The sequence below is a fragment of the Paenibacillus sp. VTT E-133291 genome (assembly GCF_002264395.1).
Classification (GTDB): Bacteria; Bacillota; Bacilli; order Paenibacillales; family Paenibacillaceae; genus Paenibacillus_AQ; species Paenibacillus_AQ nitricinens.
Map to the genome: position 1 here is coordinate 1 of NZ_NFVA01000268.1, position 286 is coordinate 286.

Here is a 286-nt window from a genome sequence, read left to right on the forward strand (position 1 = left end):
AGTTGTCGGATTCTTATACTCGCCCATCTCATGTACACGTAGCGCATAATTAAAACGCGCACCACTTGCGCCCGTTTCCGTTGCGGAATAAAACACTTCTCCGTATATTCGTCCGTCCCTATTTACGACTTCCTTACCGGCTGTTATCCGCAACGTGCTCGATTTTAACGGAGCCTCATTACGCGATGCCGCGAGCAGGTGGTCGGTAGCGTCATGTAATCCGATAGTCGCTCCGTCGAGTACTCGCGTTTTCTGACGCTCTAAAAACTGACGTAGCGCCGCCGTT

The 286-nt window shown here is 51.4% G+C and carries 1 protein-coding gene; it reads right to left on the reverse strand.

The window, feature by feature from the left end; genetic code table 11:
- The coding region (locus CA598_RS32645; protein ID WP_179283841.1) for a hypothetical protein at nucleotides 1–286 on the reverse strand (286 nt) is incomplete at both ends.